The 20970-nt window shown below is 53.6% G+C and carries 37 protein-coding genes, 1 tRNA gene and 1 pseudogene; 24 read left to right on the top strand and 15 right to left on the bottom strand.

The genetic code is table 11. The annotated features are described in order from the left end of the window. Positions 1-95: 95 nt before the first annotated feature. From OWK27_RS03485 to OWK27_RS03420, 14 genes are all read right to left on the bottom strand, one after another. Complete coding sequence (locus tag OWK27_RS03485) at positions 96-785, bottom strand: bacteriophage antitermination protein Q (RefSeq protein ID WP_267589834.1); 690 nt, start codon at positions 783-785, stop codon at positions 96-98. Beyond that, a complete protein-coding gene (locus tag OWK27_RS03480) occupies positions 782-898 on the bottom strand; it encodes a hypothetical protein (RefSeq protein ID WP_267589833.1) in 117 nt (38 codons plus the stop codon). Before OWK27_RS03480 ends, OWK27_RS03485 begins: the two co-directional genes overlap by 4 nt. Further along, positions 895-1527, bottom strand: a complete 633-nt coding sequence (locus tag OWK27_RS03475) for a recombination protein NinG (RefSeq protein ID WP_267589832.1) — start codon at positions 1525-1527, stop codon at positions 895-897. The genes OWK27_RS03480 and OWK27_RS03475 overlap by 4 nt, the downstream gene beginning before the upstream one ends. Beyond that, on the bottom strand, positions 1520-1690 hold the full coding sequence (locus tag OWK27_RS03470; RefSeq protein WP_267589831.1) for a NinE family protein: 171 nt from the start codon (positions 1688-1690) through the stop codon (positions 1520-1522). Before OWK27_RS03470 ends, OWK27_RS03475 begins: the two co-directional genes overlap by 8 nt. Further along, a complete protein-coding gene (locus OWK27_RS03465; RefSeq protein WP_267589830.1) occupies positions 1683-2138 on the bottom strand; it encodes a recombination protein NinB in 456 nt (151 codons plus the stop codon). The genes OWK27_RS03470 and OWK27_RS03465 overlap by 8 nt, the downstream gene beginning before the upstream one ends. A 228-nt stretch (positions 2139-2366) precedes the next feature. Continuing rightward, on the bottom strand, positions 2367-2612 hold the full coding sequence (locus OWK27_RS03460) for a hypothetical protein (protein ID WP_267589829.1): 246 nt from the start codon (positions 2610-2612) through the stop codon (positions 2367-2369). Then, positions 2612-3190, bottom strand: a complete 579-nt coding sequence (locus tag OWK27_RS03455; protein ID WP_267589828.1) for a hypothetical protein — start codon at positions 3188-3190, stop codon at positions 2612-2614. Before OWK27_RS03455 ends, OWK27_RS03460 begins: the two co-directional genes overlap by 1 nt. Continuing rightward, positions 3187-3612, bottom strand: a complete 426-nt coding sequence (locus tag OWK27_RS03450; RefSeq protein WP_267589827.1) for a hypothetical protein — start codon at positions 3610-3612, stop codon at positions 3187-3189. The genes OWK27_RS03455 and OWK27_RS03450 overlap by 4 nt, the downstream gene beginning before the upstream one ends. Then, positions 3609-3839, bottom strand: a complete 231-nt coding sequence (locus OWK27_RS03445; RefSeq protein WP_267589826.1) for a hypothetical protein — start codon at positions 3837-3839, stop codon at positions 3609-3611. The genes OWK27_RS03450 and OWK27_RS03445 overlap by 4 nt, the downstream gene beginning before the upstream one ends. After that, positions 3836-4411 (bottom strand): ArsR family transcriptional regulator, encoded by a 576-nt coding sequence (locus OWK27_RS03440; RefSeq protein ID WP_267589825.1) that lies wholly within the window; start codon positions 4409-4411, stop codon positions 3836-3838. The genes OWK27_RS03445 and OWK27_RS03440 overlap by 4 nt, the downstream gene beginning before the upstream one ends. 1 nt (position 4412) lies before the next feature. After that, on the bottom strand, positions 4413-5102 hold the full coding sequence (locus OWK27_RS03435) for a replication protein P (RefSeq protein WP_267589824.1): 690 nt from the start codon (positions 5100-5102) through the stop codon (positions 4413-4415). Next, positions 5099-5998: a replication protein gene (locus OWK27_RS03430; protein ID WP_324291165.1), complete on the bottom strand. Its 900-nt coding sequence runs from the start codon at positions 5996-5998 to the stop codon at positions 5099-5101. Before OWK27_RS03430 ends, OWK27_RS03435 begins: the two co-directional genes overlap by 4 nt. 85 nt (positions 5999-6083) lie before the next feature. Then, positions 6084-6629 carry a toxin YdaT family protein gene (locus OWK27_RS03425; RefSeq protein WP_176608612.1) on the bottom strand — a complete coding sequence of 182 codons (546 nt, stop codon included), beginning with the start codon at positions 6627-6629 and terminating at the stop codon, positions 6084-6086. 29 nt (positions 6630-6658) lie between these two features. Next, complete coding sequence (locus OWK27_RS03420; protein ID WP_016042179.1) at positions 6659-6886, bottom strand: transcriptional regulator; 228 nt, start codon at positions 6884-6886, stop codon at positions 6659-6661. A gap of 110 nt (positions 6887-6996) precedes the next feature. Here OWK27_RS03420 and OWK27_RS03415 point away from each other — a divergent pair, with 110 nt between their 5' ends. The 22 genes and pseudogenes from OWK27_RS03415 (at position 6997) to OWK27_RS03310 (ending at position 18488) form a co-directional block, all read left to right on the top strand. Further along, complete coding sequence (locus OWK27_RS03415; protein ID WP_267589823.1) at positions 6997-7701, top strand: XRE family transcriptional regulator; 705 nt, start codon at positions 6997-6999, stop codon at positions 7699-7701. Positions 7702-7715: 14 nt separating this feature from the next. Continuing rightward, positions 7716-8405 (top strand): hypothetical protein, encoded by a 690-nt coding sequence (locus tag OWK27_RS03410; protein ID WP_267589822.1) that lies wholly within the window; start codon positions 7716-7718, stop codon positions 8403-8405. 578 nt (positions 8406-8983) lie between these two features. Next, positions 8984-9268 (top strand): hypothetical protein, encoded by a 285-nt coding sequence (locus OWK27_RS03405; protein ID WP_267589821.1) that lies wholly within the window; start codon positions 8984-8986, stop codon positions 9266-9268. A 281-nt stretch (positions 9269-9549) separates the two neighbouring features. Further along, a complete protein-coding gene (locus tag OWK27_RS03400; RefSeq protein WP_126525405.1) occupies positions 9550-9747 on the top strand; it encodes a DUF1482 family protein in 198 nt (65 codons plus the stop codon). Positions 9748-9817: 70 nt separating this feature from the next. After that, positions 9818-10789 carry a hypothetical protein gene (locus OWK27_RS03395; protein ID WP_267589820.1) on the top strand — a complete coding sequence of 324 codons (972 nt, stop codon included), beginning with the start codon at positions 9818-9820 and terminating at the stop codon, positions 10787-10789. A gap of 7 nt (positions 10790-10796) precedes the next feature. Then, on the top strand, positions 10797-11075 hold the full coding sequence (gamL, locus tag OWK27_RS03390; protein WP_267589819.1) for a host nuclease inhibitor GamL: 279 nt from the start codon (positions 10797-10799) through the stop codon (positions 11073-11075). Positions 11076-11086: 11 nt separating this feature from the next. Continuing rightward, positions 11087-11285: pseudogene (locus tag OWK27_RS03385) on the top strand (hypothetical protein). 23 nt (positions 11286-11308) lie between these two features. Then, positions 11309-11590, top strand: a complete 282-nt coding sequence (locus tag OWK27_RS03380) for a hypothetical protein (RefSeq protein ID WP_162148171.1) — start codon at positions 11309-11311, stop codon at positions 11588-11590. Continuing rightward, positions 11587-12210 carry a lambda exonuclease family protein gene (locus OWK27_RS03375; RefSeq protein ID WP_267589818.1) on the top strand — a complete coding sequence of 208 codons (624 nt, stop codon included), beginning with the start codon at positions 11587-11589 and terminating at the stop codon, positions 12208-12210. The genes OWK27_RS03380 and OWK27_RS03375 overlap by 4 nt, the downstream gene beginning before the upstream one ends. Beyond that, positions 12207-12635, top strand: coding sequence for a regulator (locus OWK27_RS03370; protein ID WP_267589817.1), 429 nt, complete (start codon positions 12207-12209; stop codon positions 12633-12635). The genes OWK27_RS03375 and OWK27_RS03370 overlap by 4 nt, the downstream gene beginning before the upstream one ends. After that, positions 12632-12784, top strand: coding sequence for a DUF1317 family protein (locus tag OWK27_RS03365; protein ID WP_006809793.1), 153 nt, complete (start codon positions 12632-12634; stop codon positions 12782-12784). The genes OWK27_RS03370 and OWK27_RS03365 overlap by 4 nt, the downstream gene beginning before the upstream one ends. After that, the gene (locus OWK27_RS03360; protein WP_267589816.1) at positions 12781-13842 is read left to right on the top strand and encodes a DGQHR domain-containing protein; all 1062 of its coding nucleotides are present in this window, start codon (positions 12781-12783) and stop codon (positions 13840-13842) included. Before OWK27_RS03365 ends, OWK27_RS03360 begins: the two co-directional genes overlap by 4 nt. Before the next feature lie 2 nt (positions 13843-13844). After that, on the top strand, positions 13845-14309 hold the full coding sequence (locus OWK27_RS03355) for a hypothetical protein (protein ID WP_267589815.1): 465 nt from the start codon (positions 13845-13847) through the stop codon (positions 14307-14309). Next, on the top strand, positions 14306-14965 hold the full coding sequence (locus OWK27_RS03350; protein WP_267589814.1) for an MT-A70 family methyltransferase: 660 nt from the start codon (positions 14306-14308) through the stop codon (positions 14963-14965). The genes OWK27_RS03355 and OWK27_RS03350 overlap by 4 nt, the downstream gene beginning before the upstream one ends. Next, positions 14962-15180: a hypothetical protein gene (locus OWK27_RS03345; RefSeq protein ID WP_032737341.1), complete on the top strand. Its 219-nt coding sequence runs from the start codon at positions 14962-14964 to the stop codon at positions 15178-15180. Before OWK27_RS03350 ends, OWK27_RS03345 begins: the two co-directional genes overlap by 4 nt. Further along, a complete protein-coding gene (locus OWK27_RS03340; RefSeq protein ID WP_267589813.1) occupies positions 15177-15788 on the top strand; it encodes a hypothetical protein in 612 nt (203 codons plus the stop codon). Before OWK27_RS03345 ends, OWK27_RS03340 begins: the two co-directional genes overlap by 4 nt. A gap of 91 nt (positions 15789-15879) precedes the next feature. Continuing rightward, complete coding sequence (locus OWK27_RS03335; RefSeq protein WP_267589812.1) at positions 15880-16095, top strand: TraR/DksA family transcriptional regulator; 216 nt, start codon at positions 15880-15882, stop codon at positions 16093-16095. Continuing rightward, on the top strand, positions 16095-16607 hold the full coding sequence (locus OWK27_RS03330) for a class I SAM-dependent methyltransferase (RefSeq protein WP_267589811.1): 513 nt from the start codon (positions 16095-16097) through the stop codon (positions 16605-16607). The genes OWK27_RS03335 and OWK27_RS03330 overlap by 1 nt, the downstream gene beginning before the upstream one ends. After that, on the top strand, positions 16570-16809 hold the full coding sequence (locus tag OWK27_RS03325) for a DUF4222 domain-containing protein (RefSeq protein ID WP_267589810.1): 240 nt from the start codon (positions 16570-16572) through the stop codon (positions 16807-16809). Before OWK27_RS03330 ends, OWK27_RS03325 begins: the two co-directional genes overlap by 38 nt. A 9-nt stretch (positions 16810-16818) precedes the next feature. Beyond that, entirely contained in the window at positions 16819-17004 is a 186-nt protein-coding gene (locus OWK27_RS03320; protein ID WP_047058280.1) for a hypothetical protein, read from the top strand. An 18-nt stretch (positions 17005-17022) separates the two neighbouring features. Then, the gene (locus OWK27_RS03315) at positions 17023-17448 is read left to right on the top strand and encodes a helix-turn-helix domain-containing protein (protein ID WP_324291164.1); all 426 of its coding nucleotides are present in this window, start codon (positions 17023-17025) and stop codon (positions 17446-17448) included. After that, positions 17331-18488, top strand: a complete 1158-nt coding sequence (locus tag OWK27_RS03310; RefSeq protein ID WP_267589937.1) for a tyrosine-type recombinase/integrase — start codon at positions 17331-17333, stop codon at positions 18486-18488. The genes OWK27_RS03315 and OWK27_RS03310 overlap by 118 nt, the downstream gene beginning before the upstream one ends. A gap of 15 nt (positions 18489-18503) precedes the next feature. Here the strand turns inward: OWK27_RS03310 and OWK27_RS03305 are convergent. After that, positions 18504-18580, bottom strand: a tRNA-Arg gene (locus tag OWK27_RS03305). A 303-nt stretch (positions 18581-18883) separates the two neighbouring features. Here OWK27_RS03305 and OWK27_RS03300 point away from each other — a divergent pair. Further along, a complete protein-coding gene (locus tag OWK27_RS03300) occupies positions 18884-19546 on the top strand; it encodes an EAL domain-containing protein (protein WP_267589936.1) in 663 nt (220 codons plus the stop codon). Between the two features lie 24 nt (positions 19547-19570). After that, positions 19571-20287: a helix-turn-helix transcriptional regulator gene (locus OWK27_RS03295; RefSeq protein WP_267589809.1), complete on the top strand. Its 717-nt coding sequence runs from the start codon at positions 19571-19573 to the stop codon at positions 20285-20287. The last annotated feature ends 683 nt before the right edge of the window (positions 20288-20970 follow it).

Raw genomic sequence — 20970 nt, 5'->3', positions numbered from 1 at the left:
AACGAAAAAGCCCCGCACGATGGCGAGGCTTGTAATTTTTTGTCGACCTACGAAGCTATGGTGACGATATCAGATTTACATGAAATATATGCGTTTCAGTTCGGTTTTGCAAGACTTACATCTAAATATGTCGCCTTTTGTTGTGAACGTGATCGCGTTACTGAGATAAGCGCACCGCTATCGAGCCGCTTAAAGTTGTTACGCATCGCCAGCCAGTGAGGCAGATACGTTTCCGTCCAGGTGGATTTCGCCACGCCAGCCAGTTCCGCCAGCACCTGGTATTCGTATGTCTCACGGCCCGCCAACTCCGCTTTAACGTCCTGCGCCGCCAGCCAGATAAGCTTCTTCAGGCGCTCCATCGTCTTACCGGCCACCTTCTTCGCGCCGAGCTGCTCCCGGAACTCTGCCCACGCCCACTGGGTGATAGCCACCTGGTGCTCAAAGCTAACGCTATCGCTGTAGTTCCACAGCAGCCAAGCTTTCTGGTGGTCCTCCAGCGACAGGACAGCGCGGCGCCACGATGCGGTCTCGAACTCTACCGGACTGACCAGCGCGATAGATGAGCCTTTAGCGCGGGACTGGCTGCCGCTCATCGCCGGGCCGTCCGGGTTAACTTTCCGGCCGGTAACCGGGTCAGTGATTTTCTTCCGGCCCCGGCTGCGCGCCGTCGCGGTGAATTGCGCATTCTCGGCGAAAGCTACCAGCTGCCCTTTCGTCGCCCCGCTCAGATCTGCGGTAGCCACAATGAGCTGCTGACGTACGTATTCCAGTTGCTGACTGTTCATGCGGCTTCCTTCTGTGGCTGTTTGTTTTTGGTCTGGCTGTGTTTTGCTACTGGCGGCATGCTGGCGCGCTTAACGCTTTCGGCCTGGTACCGGAGGAAGTCGTTGTGGTTCATGCGGCCTCCTGTCGACGGGCGCGGCGTTTTTCCAGTGCGCGGGCTTTGCGTGTGAAAATGGATTTGATGCGCTGCAGGTATGGGATGTCGAATCGGCGTACGGAGTTATCGTTGTTTATCGCATCAACTTTTTTGGCACCGATACGCTCAATGAGGCCCTGCTCGAAAGCCTTTTGCGCGCCGTCGCGATCCCGATTGCAATAAACGCACTGGGCAGCTGTATTGTGAAGGTTGAAAGCCAGGTGCGCCGCTGCGCCGCGGGTGCGGTAGTGGCCGCAGTCCATGGTTCCGCCAAACTTCTGCTCCGGAAGCCTGCCGCAGCTGATGCATGGCTTACCAGCATCCCTCAGACGGACATACCGGTTGAAAGCCGCCTGCGCTTCAGCCCTCCATTGCGGTTTCGTTTTTAGTGCCACCTTTCTCGCTTTCAGGTCCCGGCGTTCCGCGCGCTCTTTCTCTTTGCGCTCCTTGATGCGCTTAGCCATGGCCTTCACCTTCTCCTTTTCGCGCTCTTGCATCGCTAGGATTGCGCCATGCTCCGGGCAGCACCAGCGGATCCGGATGTCGTGGAATTTCGGCACGAAGTATTCACCGCACACTTTGCACTTACGGCGGGATGGTTTACGCATGACTCCTCCGTGCCGCGAGACGCAGCCATTTCTGATCCACCAGGCGGGCGGTGTAGTCTTTCAGTGTCGGGATGTCTGACGGCTTAACCACGGGCTTACGCTGGCGGCGCGCCGGAACGCGGAAGATTTCATTTGTGATGACGCGTGCGAGAGGACTACCCACGAGAAGCCCTCCACTCTTGCGCCCAGGCAATGCGCTTACTGGATGCTTCTGAGAACTTCACGCCGCGTTCGGTACCGAACCAGTAAATCGCCTCGATGACGTCGACCATGTAGCGCTTGCTGGATTTGGATGTGCTGACACCGAAATAAACGCGTCCGCCATTAATGCCCGGCGCTGATTTCTGCTCATTCTCCGGGTCCTGCATCTGGCTAACCAGAACAGTGATCAGGTCTTTCCATTCCTTCGGCTCAAGCTTTTCGCCGTGCCAGACGACTTGGACAGAGAGATCTTTCAACAGCGGCCACATCAGGCGGTTCTGTTTGTCTGTACGCGTCTCTTCCCGGGCCTCGACCACCATCGGCGCGCGAGGGTTTACCGGCAGGGTGCGAATGTACGCTATGAGGTTGTCTTTAACGGTGTCGTTAACGATGCAGTAGTGCTGTTTCATACGCCACCCCCGAGAGGTAACGCAGAATGCAGAAAATCGCAGGTGCCGATAAGCATCTGTGACAAGGTGAGGAGTTCAGATTGTGATCGCATTTAAGTCCCCTTAAATGCGCAGAAGTCACCAACGGGTGTTCAGGCCGCCAGCACAGATAGTATGGCTGCTTGATTCCATAAAATCAACGCAAGAGAAAGGCCTCCGAAGAGGCCTGTTTGTTATGCGTCGAATGGGTTAGGCATCGATCGGTCCCCACGCAGCTTCCGGAACAGTGTCAGCAATATAACCGCCACACTTGCGGCATTTGAACGTAGTCACGCCATCCTGGGTATATGTGAATTGCCCCACCTTGAATGGCTCAACGTTTTCGTCCGGATAGAACGGGCGCTTTCTGTCGGTACGTCCGCATAGCTGTGGATCGGCGTTTAACTCGATGCTGATTGGCTCGCCGCAGCTGCATGTACCCAGGATGATTTCCATCACTTCACCTCCTGCACCGGCGCCGCTGCGAGCATGGCTTTATAGCGATCCGGGAATCTCGGTCTCTCCCACGGCATGCCCATTGCCTCGCACATCTGATAGGTCGGCTCAACCGGCACCAGCACCCAACCATCCGGAATCACCGGAGAGTTGCCATCGGCACCCTGAAGCATGGCGGCGCGGCAGGCGTTCCACCATGAGGCCGCGCAAATGCATTCGTTGATGGAATATTCATAGCCTTGAGATGCTGTAATTTCTGCGATTTTCTCAAAAGTTATTTCATCAGGCACAGATACCGGCGCTGGCGGGGCGGTGTAAACGATGCGCCCACGCACGCCAGTGCCTACAGCATTAAGCACAGCGTCGTAGGTTTCCTTTTGCGTATCGTAATAACCCTCATCCCACAGCTGGTAAATCGGCTCCGCTTCGAGCGATGCCAGCGCTATACGCGCCAGCTTCAGTTCTTCTTCAAGCTCTGCGCGTGAATCGGCAAAGGCGGTCTGTGTTACCGCAAGCTCCAGCGACTTAACCTTATCGCGCGCACGTTCGCGTAACTGCTCTTTGGTAAGAGAGCTCATGATACCTCTCCTTTACCTGCTGCGGCGCCGGTTTCAGCTTCACTGCGATGATCGCCACTGATAACAACTTTGAGGCGACCGATGTTTTCCCAGACGTTTTCCGTGTTGGCATCGTTCAGGAGCGACAATGCGCGTTCGTTGCGCCTGTCTTTGGCTTCCAGCTCATCCTTCAGACGCTTTGTTTCGCGCTGAACGTGCTCACTGATAAACCTCAATCCAAGTGCGGACGCGCAACCCTTCGGTGTCAAAAGTCCAAGCTGAGTACAGATAGTTGTTGCTGTGTAGCCGCAACGCCAACCCGCAGCGGCATCAATAACCGTTTCGGCCAGAATGTTTTTAAAGTCATCTCTGCCAAAATTTGTACCAGCAAAGGCCTTGCTGATTGCTTCGTCTGTCAGCGCCTGTTTGTCGATGTTGCTCATTGGGCGGCTCCTTCTGCTTTCTTTTCGTCAACGCTCCAGGCGTTAGCCAGTGCGCTTGTTACCTGCATAAACGAGTGCTTAACTTTCACCGAGAATGTTTCTCCTGTTGCCGATACCGTTTCGATGGTGGTCAGCTCGCCGCCGCTTTCGAAATCAGGGTAGAACTGCGTTACAAGGTTACTTTCGACAATCACCGATCCGTCCGGCGTGTGCATTTTCAGTTTCATACCCCTACCCTCCCCCAAACCATCAATACTCGCTTCATCGCCGGACTGTTCCGGCACTCCTGGCAGATCACGTTTACCGACTCCGCACGGCGGCCGGCTTTCTTTCTCGGCTTCGCGAGCGAATAAATGCGATGGCCTTTTGGCCCTTCAAACTTCAGCTCACCCGCGTTAACCATCACCGAAATTACGCTGGATATGCTCCGGTAGGTGGCGCCCATGGCCTCAGCGATTTGGGAGGCTCCCAGCTTACTGCCATCACTCAATACCGAGATGATGCGCGCCGGGTAGCTGTTCTCGCTTTGTCGGCGGGCCTCTACGCTGCGATAACCGCCTTTGATTGCCCGGTCCCTCAGGTAATTTGATCCAGCGCCTTTAAGCCATTCCTGATAAGACGTTTTGCTGGTGAAGTAGCCGAAGCCCGCCATGCTGAAAATCATCTCCAGACCGCGCAGTGCAGCGATTTCCCGATCCAACCCCTTACCACTAATGCCAATCGCCACGATAAGGTCAGCACGCTTAACAGGCTGGTTAGCGGCCACGTAATCAACGATGCGTTGCTTTAAGCTGTCCATCTCACACCATCCCGTTCGACTTGTTGCGGTTGTACTTGGCCTGCAGAAGCTGGATAGGAGTCGGTCCGTGCTCTGCAGCCGGTGCAGCAATTGCCCGGCGTACCGGCGGCACTGGTTTGCCCTCCGTGACACGTATCTCCCACATATCCAGCAGTTCACCCGCTTCCCGCGCTAGCTCACCATGCGTTAACTGGCGCTCAGTGCTGCGGTGGCGCAGTTCGACGCAGATGTGGTACATGACAGGCTGCGACCAGGGGAATTGCTCGCTGGAGGTGAATTCGAACGAGCGGTTACGCCATTCCCAGTATTCGGCGATCACCTGGTCAACGGTGATACCCAGCGCCCCGCCACTCTGTTTGCACCAGGCGACGAACTGGCCCGGCGACGGCAGGAATGGGCGCTCCTGGCGGCGGGCAATGCGCATACCGGCATCGACTTGCGCCATTGAGTGGATCCCGTTTTCCTGAAACGCCAGCAGCCACTGACGGCGGAATTCGTCCAAATCACGCTGCTCGCGGAAGTTCGCCATGCTGGCCGGGAACGCGGCGCGCAGCTCGTTGAACAGCTTGTTGAATATCTGAGCCACCTGCTCTACCGGCGCGCGCTCCTGATACTGCTCTGGCAGGTTATGGGCCATGCGGCCCATCTGCTCGCGGTCGTGGTTACGCATCTGCTCTGCAAGAGATTTCATCGAATCACCTCATAGGCCCAGTCAGTGTTGTTGAAGTCCAGATCTGGCTTGGCGGCTGGTTTGACAGAGAACTTCGGCTTAAACAGCCCCTGATATCCGTTAGCAATACTGGTGTTGATCACGTCTACCGGGTTATGTCCGTCTTCCAGGCACTCTTTCAGCAGCTTGAATGCCTTCGTGACGGTCAGCTCAGTTTTGATCGGCTTACCAGACTGTTTGCGGTAAGCAACCCATTCATGCCAGGCGGTTTGATTTAGCCACTCAGGAACGTCAACACTGAGCGGATCAAACTTGTCCTTCCCCCTTGGGGGATTAGAGGGGGTATTAGGTTTTATATTTGTCTTTGGAAGAATGTCTTTGGTGTTCCCTGTTTTCAGGGATACCTCTCCCTGTTTTTGGGGATGGTTATCCCTGTTTTCAGGGATGGTTTGTGGGGTGATTTTGCCATCCCCGATTTCAGGGATGGTAATAACATGCGTTACAACTTCAGCGACCGGGAAACTGACCGGGCACTTTGCACATTTTGGCTTTGTGTAAGCCCAGCTATCCAGGAGCGTGTTAATCCCGATGTAACGTGTCTGCCCGATTCTGCGCATCTTGATGATGTTGCGATAAGCCAGGCTGAGCACAGCTTCAGAAACGTGCTTAACGGCCAGCCTGGTTTTATCAGCAATGAGACTGTTGGTGATCCGGTCCTCTTTCTTGGACCAGCCATACGTCAGGCGAACAATAGCATTCAGCACGCGGAACTCACGCCCCGAAAGCTCTACGAAACACAAGGCATCCTGAATCTGGTTAGCAAGGCGTAAATAGCCATTTTCCAGATCGGCCATGCGATTCTCCTGCTGCGCCGGTTGCTGCGCAGGGAATTTGATTACTTTGGCGGTGTTTGCCATAATTACTCCCGTTACTTGGCGTAACACAGTGTTTGGAAGGCCTTTGAAGTGACCGCTTCAAGGGCTTTTTCTTTTCTGATGCCTCTCACATAACCCCCAGCATCGATGTAACCATCGTCATCAGAGGCCCTACCTGCTCCGGCATGAGGCGGAACAGCGACGCTATACCCTCGCTCACCTCTTTCAGCTTCTGATGCTCTGGAGCGTCCAGCAGCACGGCCTGCTTAGCTTCGGCACACTCTTTCATCGCAGTAGCGATCAGCGACATCGTGTCGTTCTGCGGCGCCAGGCGGTTGCGGTATTCCAGCGGCATCACGGACATAATTGCCGGTGCCAGCTGGCGAATGTTGTTGGCGGCGTACTCGGTGTCGCCATCGATCCAGCGAAACACTTTCTGCATCTGACGGTGCGAGTCGGTCGGGATATCCAGCCCGGTGCCGCCGGTAGCCCGCCACTCTTCAACAATCAGCGCAGCGACAAATTCACGGCTGCGGCAGTCAGCTGCCCAGGCGCGAACAGCTGCGCGGATCCCATCGATGTTTAACGCCTTGGAATCAGGTTCCCGGCGATTCTGGTAAATCATCGGCGACACCGATAATTTGGTATTTTGTTGGTACGCAAGTGAATGCATTGCTTTCCCTTTCGTGGTTAGGGCCGCCGTTAAGCGGCATGGTTCTCTGGGTGTGGAAATAGGTCGGGAAGATCAGGTCGAATTTCGTGTGCCTTAATCTCGCCGCCAGTAGCGTTTACGATGGCTGTTACTTTTTCCGGAGATACGGAACCACCGTTAAGCCACTTGTGAACCGCTGGCTGGCTGACGCCGCAAATATCTGCGAGTCGCTTCTGGCTGCCAACGATTTCTAAAGCTCGTTGAATAACTTTGTTCATGGATTTTACCTATCCGATTACTGGATTAATTAAAAGATAACCCAAGTTATGGGTGTTGTCCATAACCTTTGTTATTTTACTCTGCATAACCTGAGTTATATATTGGCGCTATGAAAACATTCGCAGATCGACTAAACGCGGCTATGAGCGCCGCAGGCATATCCCAAGGGCAGCTGGCTGAGAAGGTCGGCATATCTCAACCTGCAATTCAGAAAATGACATCAGGCAAAACCACAGGCAGTCGTAAGATGGTTGAGCTTGCTCATGCATTGAATGTGCGCCCGGAATGGCTCAGTTCTGGCATAGGCTCAATGCAGGACGAAGGACGCATGGAATCCGCTATCCCACCAGAATCGGAATGGGGTAAAGTTGACGCTTGGGATAGCAAAACAGATCTGCCAGATGACGAGGTCGAAGTGCCATATCTGAAAGACATAGAACTTGCTTGTGGTGATGGTTCCTGCTTGGAAGATGACTATAACGGATTCAAACTCCGTTTTGCGAAGTCTACCCTGCGTAAGGTGGGAGCCCAGAAAGATAGTGTGCTGTGCTTCCCGGCATCAGGAAATAGCATGGAGCCTATGATCCCAGAGGGAACAACCGTCGCTATTAACACGAACGATAAAAAAATCGTCGATGGCAAAGTCTATGCAATCAGCCAGGATGGATGGAAAAGACTAAAATCCATTTATCGTGTGAGCCCTACTCGTATCGTGATTCGCAGCTTCAACAGTGAAGAGTACCCTGATGAAGAGGCTGACATTGAAAGCGTAGAGATCCTTGGGCGCATGTTCTGGACGTCTACTATCTGGTAATTCAGAGGGCATGGATGAAATTACAACTTATAGCATTATCTTTTCTGGCCTTAACAACGAACGCAATCGGGTCAACCATTCTGAGCTGCGATTACGCTAAGTCCGACATAAGCAAAGGTGCTAATGCACCTATGATTCCCGGCGGTAAAGGCACTGTAGAATTTGATGGCAAATCCTTTAAAGCCACCCGTCCAGCTGGCGGCGTGGTCATTTCCCCGATAATCAGTGAACAAAAAAACGGAATGCTTTTTCTTGATGATAAGACAAAAGTATTCGCCGCAAGCCTTTCTAAAACTGAATTCGCCATCTCAGACCGTATTGCTCGAATAACTGAGCAATGGGCTAACTGCATTGATGTAAGTCCAACACCTAACACTTCTGATAACGAGAAACCGGCAACTGTCTGGAAATATAGATCTCTCACGAAGCAGGAGATTAATGCTGTTGAGAACGCAGTAAAAGACCAATTGAAGGATCCTGAAAGCGCCAGGTTCAAGCACTCAAAGTTTGTGAGCAACGGGAAAGGGGCCTACTGCGGCCTAGTTAACTCGAAAAACTCATACGGCGGCTATGCTGGAAACACCCCATTCATGGTCATGCTTATTAATAATGGCAAACCACACGCTGGCTTTATAGGTATGGGCGGTGATGATGCCGAGACCCTATCAACGATATCAGTCTGCAAAGACAACGGTTATTTCTAACCCCCATTTGATTATGAGCCCCGCAATGCGGGGTTTTTTATTGCCCAAAATCCATCAACCCCACCTTTTTACAAAAATAAATTCTTTTAGTTATCATGCCATTATAACTTTTGTGATGATAATCATAAATTAGGTTATTGCCATCACTCATAACTAAGGTTATCTTTAATCCATCGAAACGAAACATCGACAGCTGAGCGAAGTTAGCCAGCGGCGGACAGCAAGTCGCCTGCTTTTTAACAACATGCAGATTTACAGCGTCAATGACCTGTTAAGACCCCCACACGAAAACGTGCTGTATCACCGGGTGCGATCCGGTCGGTGAGAGAGTATCCCCGCGCGAGAGCGAGAACGGCGTGAGAACGGGCAACACTGGCAGGGAGTTGGCGCTGACCAATACAGGGAATGTTTTGGGATGTGGTGAAGGGTTCATGGACGGGAATATGTCGCACGTAAAGCGGCGAGGCCCGAGGAGCTATTGCCGAAGATAAGTAGGCCGAATCGGGTCGAAATGGGTCTCCCACCTACCACATCGCCAAAACATTTCACCCGCATCAGCGGGATACGATAGAGGGTTTATGGCAGACGACGATTATACGATGGGGGAGTTTTGGCGAGACATGAAGCCAGAACTCAAAGAGCGGCGCAGAATGGCGCGCAATTCGGCACATGAAGGGATGAAGGCATTCTTTCTGCGTAATGGCGTTGAGTTCGAAGAGGGAGAGAACACCCTCATATTTCGCACGCCGCAAGGGACTGTTGCTTATTACCCGCCTAGCAAGCGTATGCAGCATAAAACCACATGGCGAACATGCAGCCCTACAGCGTGCATGAATTACGTCAACAAACTCAGAGCCGCCTAACCAGCGGCTTTTTTCATACCTCAGTCGCTTCACCGAGGCGGCTTAGTTATGACAACCGGCGGCCATCCACCGCCAATTTTTTTGTTTTGCCGCGCATGCGCAGAAGTCTTGTATTAACCGTTCCGTTAGCCGCGATAAGGCCAAGAGGAAATCATGGTAAACCAGCAGCAGATCAGAGAGGCCCAGCGACTCGCGTCGTTCGCGGTGCTCCATCGCAATGCTCCGGCATGGGAAGAAGCAAAGCGCCTTTACGCCGTCGCCATCGGGAGGACTCTTCACTGATGGAAACTTTATTCGCACTCGTCCTGACCGTGGCAATGACCAACGGTGACTATCAGGATGTCATTCTCGGCGTTTACGACAGCCAGCAGGAATGCAGCCAGGCAGCTACAGAGCAGAAAGTGTCAGCTGAATGCTGGCCAGTAGAGAGCATCCTCCGCAACGGCGAGTTCCCGGCTAAAGACATCGCGCAGCAGTAACCACCCTATTCAACCGATCGGCCTGGCTTTCTGCGGGCGGGATCTGCACATCCAAATTTCAGGAGAAACCATGAGCGAAGTAACGGACTTAACTGTCATCGAAATCAAGCCGGAGCAGGCGCCAGTGCTTTACGTATCGGGTGGCCTCGACGCTTTTCTCGAACAGATCCGCCAGGCAGTAAACGAAGTGCCGGACCTATCCACGAAGAAAGGCCGCGACCGTGTCGCTTCTCTGGCGGCGCAGGTGTCTCGCAGCAAGACGGCAATCGAAAAGCCTGGACGTGAGTACCTAAAGCGCCTGAAAGAGGCTGTGCGCCCGGCTGAGGCCGAAATTAAGCGTTTCGTTGATGCCTGCGACGAGCTGCGCGACGCGACCCGCCTCCCACTCACCGAATGGGAAGCCGAGCAGGAGCGCATCAAGGCTGAAGAAGCCATGAACGCGATGCACGCCGAAGCGCTTGAAATGAACATCAAGTTCGATCAGGAGCTGGCGGCCAAGTTTGAAGCTGACCACGAAATGGCTCTGCTGATGAATAAGGATTTTGACCGTAACCGCGAAGAGCAGCGCCGCCAGGAGGAACAAGCTCAGCGTGAACGTGACGAGCGACTGAAGCAGGAAGCAGCAGAACAGGCCAAACACGAAGCCGAAGCGAAGCACAAGGCTGAGATTGAAGCCGCAGCGCGCCGTGAAGCCGAAGAGAAAGCCCGCGCTGAACTGGCGGAACGCCAGCGCATTGAAGCGGAACAGCGTGCGGCACGCGAGAAGAAGGAAGCAGAAGACCGGGCGGAACGCGAAAAGGCCGCGGCGGTTGAAGCTGAGCGGCAGAAAGCACAACAGGCAGAAGAGAAACGCTTGGCCGAAGAGAATCGCAAAGCCGACGAGCAGGCAAAGCGCGAAGCTGATGTGAAACACCGCAAGACGGTCGGCACCAACATCGTTAACGCGCTCACCAGCAATACCAGCTTAACCCGCGAACAGGCTATCGAAGTGCTTACCGCTCTCAAAGATGACCTGATCCCCTGCGCGAAAATCCATTACTGAGGCAACCATGAACGCATTCCTCACTTACGACCGTATCGAAGACCGGAGCTGGGTCGAGCAGCAGCTCACCGACGAGAAAGAGAAGTGGATCTACGACCGGGCGAAAGAACTAATTGCCATGTTCCCTGCGAAACCTCTGGAGATGAGCAATTTGTTCCTGCCTCAGGAAGCTCAGTTTGCGCTTATCGGAGAAAAGGCCGAAGAGGCATACAACGAATACATTTCTGCCTGTGCATATGCCCGGGCCGAAGAAGAATGGCAGCGACAAGCTCCCTGCCCGTTTTAAGGATGCATGAAATGTCTGAATCTAAAACTCACTACCGAAAAGCTTTTGACTCGCCTTACCTGAGCAGTGCCGACATCGTTGAGCCAACCGTGCTGACGATCGCCCGGGCAACGTTAGAAAACGACAAAACAAAAAAATCCAAAGACGTTTTTAACACTGCTTATTTTGAAGAGCGCGAGCTGCGCCCTGGCGAAAAGCTTAAGCCGATGATACTGAATGCCACGAACAGCAAGATGCTGAAAAGCATTACCGGATCCCCCTTCCTTGAGGATTGGGTAGGCGTGAAGGTCACTGTTTATGTCGATAAAAATGTCCGGTTCGGAAAGGAATCGGTTGAAGGTCTCCGCTTAAGTCCGGCGCGCGTTACAAAGCCGGTGCTTTCGCCGGAAAAAACGCAGGCATGGAATAACGCTAAGGCCGCCTTCAAGCGCGATGGGAACCTTGATGCAGTGCTGGCGAGAATGGACATCTCTCCAGAGCATCGCCGCCAGCTTGAGCAGGAGTGTTCATCATGATCTGGCACGACGTCGAGCAAAACGGTGAAGAGTGGGACACTCTTCGCCTGGGTAAGGCCACCGCTTCAAACTTCGGCCTGATCATGGCTAACGATGGGAAGGCTTTTGGCGAACCAGCCAAGCGTTACGCCCTTCAGTTGGCGCTTGAGCAAATTAAGGGGTGCAAGTCTGAGTTTGGCTTCTCAAACGAGCACATGGAGCGCGGGCACGAACAGGAGCCAATTGCCCGCATGCTGTACGAAGAGATGAACTTCGTCGACGTGGATAACGGCGGTTTCTTTGATCACGACACGTACGGCGACAGCCCCGACGGCCTCGTTGGCCAGGACGGGCTCGTTGAGATTAAGTCGGTCATTGCCGCCACTCACTACACCACCCTCACCCGCGGCTCCTTCGATCCAGCATACAGATGGCAACTGGTCGGTCACCTTGATTGCTCTGGCAGGGATTGGGTGGACTTCATCAGCTACTGCTCAGACTTCCCGGACGGTAAACAGCTCATCGTCTATCGCCTTACAGCTGCCGAATGTGAATCTGAAATAGCCCGGCTTCGCGCGCGACGAAAAGACTTCCTCGAACTTGTTGCGGACACGAAGCGCCGCATTCTGGAGCTCGAATGAAACGCACACCCTTTTACCGCAGGCCCGGGCGAACCGGGCAATTCTCCGGCCTCCGTGAACGCGTGATCTGGATGATTCAGACGCGCGGCCGCCCGGTCACCGGCAGCGAAATCGCTGAGAAGTTTGGCGTAACGCTCATTGAGTTTAACCGGGTGGCCAACGGCATTACCCGCGGCGCCGGACAGATAGCGCAGATCGTTGAGTCTGAAAAATGGCTCAACGAGGACGGTATCTGCGACCGGACATTTAGCCTGGCCAGCAAGCCAAAGGTCGTAACGCCGCAGGGTAAATCGCGGCTGTTCACCCGGCGCGCCATAGAGCAATCGCAGGAAGGCAGACGGCAGGAATGCATTGCTCGCGCCGCCCGCCGTAGCCGCCTGATTGCTCAGGGCCTCTACATCGACGAAATGGAGTCCATCCTATGACTCACGCTCACGACGACATCAGGGTTGGCACACTGTGCCTTCCCTTCATTGGTAACGGCTGGCTAATGCCATGGGGTGAAGTGGTCAGCAATCCATTAAAGGCGCAGCGCCTCGCTGAAGAATATCGGGAAAGGCAGGAGGCGGCATGAGCAAAGTAGGCGATTATTTCTTTGAGTTCCCGGCGTCGCGCGGCATGCAGGGTAGCACGGCGACTTACATGATCACGGCGCCTGCTCGCGCGCTAACGCGCATACTTGCGTCTGACAATCACGGCAGCACGCTCGAGCGCTCTCAACGCGAAATTAACCAGGCGCGCGTGAAGAAGTTTTACCAGTACCTCGTCAATGCCTACAAAAATAAAGAACCCTTCATCATTCCACCGCTGGTAGGCAACTGCGACGCTGATATTGAGTTTGAAGAGTTCGGCAATACGAATGTAGGCGTCGCACGTTTCCCGATGGATGCGGTGATCAAGCTGTTCGACGGCCAGCACCGCGCCGCCGGATTAGCCGAGTTTTGCCGGACATACGGAGAGCCGATCAGCATCCCATTAATGCTGACCCATAACCTCCCACTGAAGGCACGCCAGCAGTTCTTCTCCGATATCAATAACAACGTCTCGAAACCTTCCGCTGCGATCAACATGGCCTATGACGGGCGTAATGATGTGGCCCAAGGGATGGTGTCGTTCCTGTCTCAGCACGACACCTTCTCAGAGATTACAGACTTCGAGCACAACGTCGTTCCGGCGAAAAGTAAGTTGTGGGTTAGCTTCAAGGCGCTTAGCGACGCGACGGCCAAGTTTGCCAGCGCGGGCAGCAAGCCGCTGGAAATGGGAGACATCGAATCCATCTGGGAGGCCTGGTTGGCCCTGACGCAGATCGAAGCGATTCGCCACGGCACCAGCCAGGCAGACTACAAGCGCGACTACATTCAGTTCCACGCAGTGATAATTAATGCCTTCGGCTACGCCGTTCAGCGGCTGATGGCTGAACACTCAATCGTCGATATCGTCCAGATGATTGAGGAACTGGCAAGCAGCGCGGGCTCCTCTGAGATGGAAGACTTCTTCCTGATTTCGCGCTGGGGCGGTATCTGCGTGAATGCCGAAAAAGAACGTCCAACGATTATTGCCTCCGTTCCGGCGCAGAAATCTGCTGCTGAGAGGCTCGTCAAAGTTATCCTGGCGAAAAGCCTTGAGGAGTAGTTATGACAATGCAGATGCACTCAATGCCCTGGCCTGAATCTCAGGCCATTTTTTTGTCGAAAACTTATCTGTACATGGATATGGATGATCTGTGCGCAACGTTACAGCGCACCAAAGCGTCTATCCAGATGAAAGCCAGCAGCATGGGCCTTTATCGTTGTGGGAAATTAACAATCGACGATCTGCAATTGATTGAAGCCCTGCTTGATGCCGGTCTTGAGCATGCGTCTATCGCCAGAAAGTTCGAACTCACCGAGCCTCAGCTAATGAGGGTTCTGGAAACAGAATCCTTTCATTGCGATATCTGCGCCACGTTCTCCGCCTCTATGCGTTCCTCTTACTGGAAATTCGACGGAGAGCCGCAAAGGACTTATAGCTGCTGTCCGGCGTGTTGCCGGGCGATGGTTGAAAGCTTTAACGCAGGACACGACGGGCCGTTGCTGGCACGCAGACGGGAGGCGGCATGACCGGCAAATACTCTCTTATCTACGCAGATCCTCCCTGGTCTTACGGCAACACCATCAGTAACGGTGCCGCTGCCGATCACTACTCCACCATGAAGTTAATCGACATCAAGCGCCTTCCGGTATGGGAACTTGCCGCCGAAAACGCGGTGCTGGCGATGTGGTACACCGGCACGCATAACCAGGAGGCGATCGAGCTGGCCGAGGCCTGGGGCTTTACCGTTCGCACAATGAAGGGATTTACCTGGGTGAAGCTGAATCAGAACGCCGAGCTGCGCATCAACAAGGCGCTGGCCGAGGGTGAAGTCACCGACTTTTACGACTTCCTCGATCTGCTTAACGCCGAGACGCGCATGAACGGAGGCAACCACACCCGGGCCAACACAGAAGATCTGCTGATTGCCACCCGCGGCGCCGGGCTGGAACGGAAGCACGCCGGGATTAAGCAGGTGGTATACAGCCCGCTCGGCGCGCACAGCGAAAAACCGTGGGAAGTACGCCACCGGCTGGAACTGCTGTACGGCGACGTGCCGCGCATTGAGCTGTTTAGCCGCAGCGCGGAGCCAGGCTGGGATCACTGGGGCAATCAGTGCGCCACAGCCGCGGTTGAATTGCTGCCCGGCTGCGCCATCGACGTAGTGAAGACGGAGGCCGCATGACGCCAGAAAAAGACAACGCAATCCGCGCCGCCTGCCGCCGCTGCACCGAGGAAATCCAGCAGGCCATGCGCAAGAAGCCAAAGCCTAACTGGAACGAAACGGTGCCTCCCATCATCAACAAGCATCACAAGAAAATTGAAGCTCTGGGAGTTAGCCTCCTGGAGTTCGTCGTCAAAACTGGCCGCCTTAACGGGCGGTTTGGAGCCGAACAATGAATATGAAAACTGAAAAAATCGTGATGATGGACAGCGATGAAGCGGCCAGCATCCAGACTGTAACTGGTTGGGTAGACCGCCAAGGGCGTTACTGGGGTAAAGACGAACACCAGGCGCGCTGGTGCGGCGCTACTCATCGCAAATGCAAAAACAAACCTGACGAGCACCCCATTCATAGCACTAATGGCTATTGCGAAGAATGCCACCGCGAAAGCCGCCAGGCTAAGTTCGCCACCTATGAGCGCGCGGTATGGGCCGGAGAGCCGCTGGTTATCTTTGATGATGAGCATTATTTTTTCGACGCTGAATCACTGGCTGACTATTGCTGTGAGCACTCCCTGCTTCCGAGCGAATTGCAGTTAATGATTTGCGAACCTAATTACCCTCCAGAGTTCGACCTAGAACAGCACTGCGAAGAGATAATGCCTGATGGTGATGACTATTACTGCTTGCCGCAAGCTGTGCGTGATGCTGCTGAGGCGCTGAATAAGGCACTGAAAGAAAGTGCTCCAGTGTCGTGGAACGCCAGCAATCGCGTGGCGATCGTCTCTGACGACATGCTCAACGACGAACAGAAGGCCGAAATAATAGCGGAGCGCGCCGCATGAAGTCACTAATAACCAGGTCGCTTAGTCGGCCTTTTTTATTGCTGGCGTTCACCTTCAACCGAATTAACCGACAGTTCCGGGAGCATTGACCATGGACATCATCGATACCGCAGCAGAGATTGAAGAGCTTCAGCGTAACGCTGCCCTTTCCGCTCACCGGATCAACCGCAACGCCGTATCAGCTGAGCGTTGTGAAGAATGCGACGAACCGATTCCCGAGCCGCGGCGCGCTGCCGTGCCCGGCTGCCAGACGTGCGCGGATTGCCAATCTGTTATCGAACTGAAGAATAAGCAGAGGGGACTGTAATGCAGCAGGCAATTTTAGACATGTGCTGCGGGTCGCGCATGTTCTGGTTCGACAAGCAGGACGAGCGCGCCGTGTTCAGTGATATCCGCGCCGAACAGCATGAGCTTTGCGATGGTCGCCAGCTGGTCATAAGCCCGGACCTTATTGCTGATTTCCGCGCCCTTCCCTTTGCCGATAATACTTTTCCTGTCGTCGTATTCGATCCGCCGCACCTCGAGCGCGTCGGTGATAACGCATGGATGGGCAAAAAGTACGGAAAACTAAACCGTGAAACGTGGCGTGATGACTTGCGCGCCGGGTTCTATGAGGCGTTTCGCGTATTGCGGCCACACGGCGTACTTATCTTCAAGTGGAACGAAACCCAGATACCGGTAAGCAACATCCTGGCGCTGACCGACGAAAAGCCGGTCATCTGGCAGCGCACTGGCAAGTCAGACAAAACCCACTGGGTGATTTTCGTCAAAGGTGGTCCAAATGTTCCAGCTAATTCAACGGGGTCAGATTTACTCTGACCATTCAGGTTGGCCCGTCATCATCGACAGCTGCACATCACAGATAGTCCGCTACTGGCGACAGGGCCGGATCAACACCGCATCAATCGACCGCTTTAATAATGACTTTGAATACCTCGATCACCGTGAGGCGGCACAGATACGCGCCGAACTGGAGACGAGTGAGCACATTAAATCGCTGCGTGCCCAGCGCGCGGCATGAGGAGGGATTATGGGAAAGATGACGTTCGTCTTTGAGTATGAGGACGGTAAAGAACCGTCGGTTAACGCTGGAATGGAATTTATGGGTGGGAAGATTGTAGCGGTTGCGTTTCGCGATGCTCTCGAAGAGCCAGAAGTATGTGATGAGATCGTTCCTGACCCTGATTATCTGAAGAACGCCCGCAGTCAACTATGACGCAACTGATAGCCAGTTATGAGCTGGCTATTGGGTGCGAAAGCACTGCTCCGTTATCCCCCATTTTACCCGGCCCCGCGCCGGGTTCTTTTTGCCTGGAGGAAATGCATGGTTGAGGCAAAAACACTGACAGCCAGACAGGCGGCTGAACTCCTAATCACCTCGCCGAGAACTGTCTACCGACTTATCGACTCCGGCCAGCTCGCCGGGAAGAAGATTGGTAACAAATACCGCACGACCGACGTCGCCTGTATTGCGTATTTACATGACCCGCGCGATCCTGTTTCCGCGAGCGCGGGTGAACATAAAGGAGAAATTTTATGTCAATCACCCTCAGAGGCGGCGTCTGGCACTGTCATTTCGTTACGCCGTCAGGGAAAAGAATTAGACGATCTCTTGGCACGGGGGACAAGAAACAAGCGCAGGAGCTGCACGACAAGCTGAAGGCTGAAGCGTGGCGGGTTGATAAAATCGGGGAACTGCCGACGAGGACGTTTGAGGAAAGTTGCATCAGGTGGATCCGCGAGAAAGAACATAAGCGGTCCCTCGATGACGATAAGACCAAAATCGAATACTTCCTGCGGCATTTCTCTGGTCGGGATATTTCGACCATCACGGCGGATCAGGTGCATGAAGCTGTTTCGAAGATGGTCAACCGTAAGCATATTCAGATCTGGGAGTCGCGCCGGGACGCGGCAATCCGCCGGGGAAAGGTACCACCTCCGTATGTTGAGAAACCGGTAAGCCAGGCTACAAAGAGCCAGCATCTTTCTTTTATGCGTTCTCTGTTTAAGGCTGCGGCTAATGACTGGGGCTGGATTAAAGCGGCCCCGGTTATTAAAACGAAAAAGCCGATCAGCAAACGCATCCGATGGCTGACCAGGGACGAGGCAGAACGGTTAATTGCCTGCATGCCGGAGTCGATAAAGCCGGTGGTGATATTTGCACTGGCAACCGGCCTGCGCCGCTCCAACATCATTGATCTGGAGTGGCAGCAGGTCGATATGCAGAGAAAGGTTGCATGGGTAAATCCGGAGAACGCGAAGGCGGGCAAGGCTATCGGCGTTGCTCTGAATGATACCGCATGCAGGGTGTTAAGAGATCAGATCGGGAAAAGCTCCAGGTGGGTATTCGTACACACGAAGCCATCGACGCGCCCGGATAAAACACTGACTCCAGCTGTCAGGAAAATGCGTGTGGACGATAACAGCGCCTGGCGCATTGGTCTGGCAAAAGCGGGTATTGAGGATTTCCGTTTTCACGACCTCCGCCATACCTGGGCGAGCTGGTTAATTCAGTCCGGCGTGCCGCTGTCCGTGCTGCAGGAGATGGGCGGCTGGGAGTCGATCGAAATGGTCCGTCGTTATGCTCACCTGGCACCGAACCATTTAAGCGAACACGCACGGAAAATAGATGCCATTTTTTGCAACCATGACACAAATACGACACAAGGAGAAAATCAGGCTGGTTTGAAACTGGCGTAAGTTACTGATATTGAATGGTACGCCCTGTAGGATTCGAACCTACGACCTACGGCTTAGAAGGCCGTTGCTCTATCCAACTGAGCTAAGGGCGCACGGAGAAGAGTGTACTTCGCGGTGATGAAACGCCTGGAATTATACGGTCAATGCGTAGTGAGTCAATGCCTTTTCCGTCTTCTCTGCCGATAATAACTAGCTGATTGTAAATACGGCTGTTTTTTCAACATTTACCCCCCTTTCTCCTGCTGCGAAAAGGCTTAGCCGCTTTTAAGTAACGCCTGCTGTTTTCCTGTTTGCTTCGCCTTCACACTGTCCTGCGGTATCCCGGCCGCCAGGAGGCCGGAATAAAACAGGACGACGGAGTGACGGCGCCAAATCAGACATGCTTCCCCTCGTGCGTGCAGCACATCTCACGCGACATTACCGGCATCAAGCTTGAACCCATTGTCGCCCTCTCCTCTTCACGCACCGTGGGGGCCGAAGTGCTCAGCGTGCTGTCAGGGCATCAGCAAAGCGAAGGATTTTTCCGCAACTGGTCCGCAGCCCGCGCGCTTATGCTGCTGGAAGCGCAGATCGCCGCGTTAAAAAACCCCTTTCCCTGTGACAACCTTTTCATAAATTTGCCGATAACAGTTCTGATCATCCCGGAAATGTTCCAGCGTTTACTGGAACTTAAAAGCCCGCCGCTGAACATTGAGCTCACAGAGCCAGCCACGTTCTTTTCGCTCTCAGAAACGACGCGTCTGAGGGTGGTTGGTGCGCTTGAGCAGCTGACCGCGCGGGGGCACCGGATCTGGCTGGACGATATTGACGAGGCGTCGGGTCGCGCATTTTTACCCTGCCGTCTACCGTTAAGCGGGATAAAAATCGATAAAATCGCTTTCTGGCGTTTACGTGCAACGCCGGCGCTGACGGAGTTGGTCACTCTTTGTTCGAAAATCGCTGCGGATGTGCTTATCGAAGGCATTGAAACGGAAAAGGATCGTGCGTGCGCGCTTCAGGCTGGCGCGCGCTTCGGTCAGGGATATTATTGGCCATCCTGGAGATGGCAGGAGGACTGAACGGTCATCGCCAAGAGGGAAGCTATGCGAATGACAGTACGCCGTTACCGGCGGCGTCGGACAGGAAGTGATTCACTGGGTTTTACGCACTCGCCTTTTGCTCTCCCATTTTTTGATCGTCTCGAATATTTGAGCCAGTCAATCAACCAGACCCGCAAAACCGATGCTCCCTTTATCATTCTGGTCACGCAGGATAATTTTTTCCGTTCCGGATTTCTGAGCGGACAGTCGCCCCTCAGCAACTGCTGTGACTATCCCACGCTGGAAGCCGCCCTCAGCGATTTAAATCACTGGCCTTCTTCACGTCTGGTGGTCGACATAGAGAGCCGCGCCTCTCCGCTAATCGATCAGCTGGACCGATTAAGACGCCACAGCCTGTTCCCGCCCTACCTGACGCCCTACCTGCTTATCCGCGCTGACGACTACGACACACGCCTGTTTTGCAAAGCGGCTGGCCCTTTCCACGTGCTTGAACGGCAGCTTACGGCCCCCGCCATGCAGCAAGTGCTTCTCGAAACGCCTGCGCCTCCCGGCCAGCGGAAAGAGTGGTTTTCGCGTGAGGAGTGGCCCATCCTCCAGGCGCTGTCGCGGGGAAATTCCCTGCGGCAGATCGCACAGTTACAAAACCGCCCCTACAGCCGCATTATTTACCGTCTCAGCTGCATTCTGGCGAAACTGGGGCTGAATCATCGGCACGAGTTGCTACATCTTCTCAACAACTTATCAGATTTCACGTATTAACGTATTCAGTAACCCTATAATTCCTAAAGGGCTTTAGGAATTTACTTAGGATATATGTTAAATTTATGTTATTTTTAACATAAGTTTCGATTTTATAACTATTCCTAATTTCTCCGTTTGAACCATGTGAAATGCTGCATTTATAAAAAACGCCAGGGCTTTAATCCATGCGTTAAGGATTTGGCGCTTGCGTTAACAGGATGATAATGGTGTAAAAACAATCGATTCAGCTGTAAAAGAAGCCCATGTGACGGTCAGAGAACAGCAGATCCTGCTGTTGAGGTTCCTCTGGCGTCCAGCCGGGATCGAGTCTAAAAAAGGGAGAAAAAGCACGCGGGACGGCGGCAGTGAAGGGTGTTAAACGTCCGAGGAGGAGGCTATCAAAGCGCCATTTCTGTTAACATTCTTGCAACACACAGGAAGATCGTTTATTTTTTGTTATTACATAAAGACGAAAGCGTGTGGTAAATGCAATATCAGGATAATTTTGCTAATTTTAAAAAATTAGCGTTTCAGATCCAGAAGATAATAATCAGCAATACAGCGATATTAATTTACAGGCTTTTCGGACAATACTTAAGCGGTATAATAAGACGTGTTTGACACACGAATAAGAAAAATCATTTTGCCCTGACCAGCCTTATGAGATAACTGCGCTGAGGCATTGATATCACACTACGTAA

It is taken from the genome of Enterobacter cloacae complex sp. 2022EL-00788, assembly GCF_026627565.1.
Taxonomy (GTDB): domain Bacteria; phylum Pseudomonadota; class Gammaproteobacteria; order Enterobacterales; family Enterobacteriaceae; genus Enterobacter; species Enterobacter pasteurii.
This window is presented reverse-complemented; position numbering and strand designations above follow the sequence as displayed.